Origin of the sequence: Streptomyces sp. 8L (assembly GCF_020176795.1) — a bacterium.
In the GTDB taxonomy this organism is placed as follows: Bacteria; Actinomycetota; Actinomycetes; order Streptomycetales; family Streptomycetaceae; genus Streptomyces.
This window is the reverse complement of the sequence record NZ_JAIUKE010000082.1, coordinates 1-1,689: the sequence shown is the minus strand read 5'-3', so window position 1 is coordinate 1,689 and position 1,689 is coordinate 1. Positions and strand designations below refer to the sequence as shown.

1 protein-coding gene is annotated in these 1,689 nt (G+C 71.5%); it reads right to left on the bottom strand.

Going from position 1 to position 1,689, the window contains the following annotated elements; translation table 11 throughout:
- A partial coding sequence (locus tag LCE31_RS08890; RefSeq protein ID WP_225013475.1) for a WXG100 family type VII secretion target occupies positions 1–1,604 on the bottom strand: 1,604 nt, incomplete at its 3' end.
- Positions 1,605–1,689: the final 85 nt, after the last annotated feature.

Below are 1,689 nucleotides of genomic sequence, written 5' to 3'. Positions count from 1 at the left end.
GCCGACGCATCGGACCGCTCACCCGAACCATTCGGCTGACCCGCACCACCACCCATGCCGCCCATACCGGGAGACATCGGCATACCGCTGCCCGCCCCGGCGGTCGATCCCGCGCCGCCGACGCCGGTGTCACCGCTGTAGGGGGCGAAGGAGGCGGGGCCGTTGGACTGGAGCGAGTCGCCGAGGCCGTCGGCCCCCGACAGCGAGGAGGGCAGGCCGGACTCGGTCGACGTGCCGCCGGGGAAGCCGGCCGGCGACTTCAGGTTGTCGCCGATGCCCGCCCCGCCGCCGAGACCCGCGCCGCCGCCGACACCCTCCTCGCCGGGGAACTCCTCCGGCGTGGTGCTCTTGAGGGACTTCGGACTCGTCGCGAAGTTGGTCTTGGGGAGGCCTCCCGTACCGCCCGTGCCCGAACCGCCCCCGAACGCGGCCGGGTTGAAAGCGCCGAGGCCGCCGCCCGCGCCGAGGCCGTCACCTGCGCCGAGACCTCCGCCCGCGCCGACTCCGGTCGAGTCGGGGAAGGGCGAGGGGGAGCCGGAGCTGTTGGGGTTGAGGAGGTTGTCCAGGGCGTTGGGGTCGAGGGTGTCCGAGCCGGGGCCGTTGAGATCGCTGCCTCCCGGCGCGGAGAGCAGTTTGTTCGAGAACGGCATCCCACCGCCGCCCGTACCCAGGCCGCCGCTGTACGGCGTCGGGGCGGAGCTCAGGGGGCCGTTCGTGCTCAACGCGTTGGGGTTGAGGCCGCCCGCGCTGTTCGGGTCGAAGTTGGTGGGGCCGCCCGTGCCCGTACCGCCGGGGAACGGCATGGCGCTCAGGTCCGGCGCCTGGTAGTCCGGCGGCGGGGGCGCGTCGGACCCCGACGTGGGCGGCGGAATGGTGATGTCCGGGCCGTCGGTGTCGGGTCCCCCGTCGGTGGGGGGCGGGGTCCCGGTCGGCGAGGTCACACCGGACGGCGACTTCACGGAGTCGATGGTGACCTGGTACTCGCCCGCCAGGCTCTTGAGCACGGCCCGCATGTCGTTCGACATCATCTTGACGAGCTCGGGCTTCTTGCTGACCGGGATGAGGCCGTTGTCCATGGGCGTCACACCCATCAGCACGGCCTGGTGCGCGTACCAGTTGTCGATGTCGACGATCTTGTTCTGCGCGTTCGTCAGGTTGACGGCGTTGTCGGCGAGCTGCTGCGGCACGGAGTTGCCGCCTGCCGAACCGCCGCCCAGCACATCGGCGTTGGACTGCACCTGCTTGGAGAAGGTGGTCATCATGTCGTGGAAGGCGTCGGCGGCGTCGCCCTTCCACGGCCCGTCGTCGCCGGCGAGCGCGTCCGCCTGGTCCTTCAGCGCCTTGGCCACGCCGGCGATCGTCATCTGCACCTGGTAGAAGGCGTCGGCCGCGTCCTGGAGGGACTGCGGGTCGGACACGGATTTCGCGTGGGAGAGGTTGGACGCGCTGTCGGTGCCGGCGGACATGCCGTTGATGGCCGCCATGATCTGCTTCCAGTCCCAGTTGTCGTAGTCCGAGACGGAACCCGCGCCGGAGCCGGGATCGCCGAAGACACCGTCGTCACTGTCGTGGAACCCGTTGCCGTCGTAGTCCGTGTCACCCATCCCGCTCACACTCTCCTGTCGACACCCGCGCCGTGCGGCACCGCCGCCAGGGACCCGCCTCCCGCCACGAGCCGCGCCGCCCTCC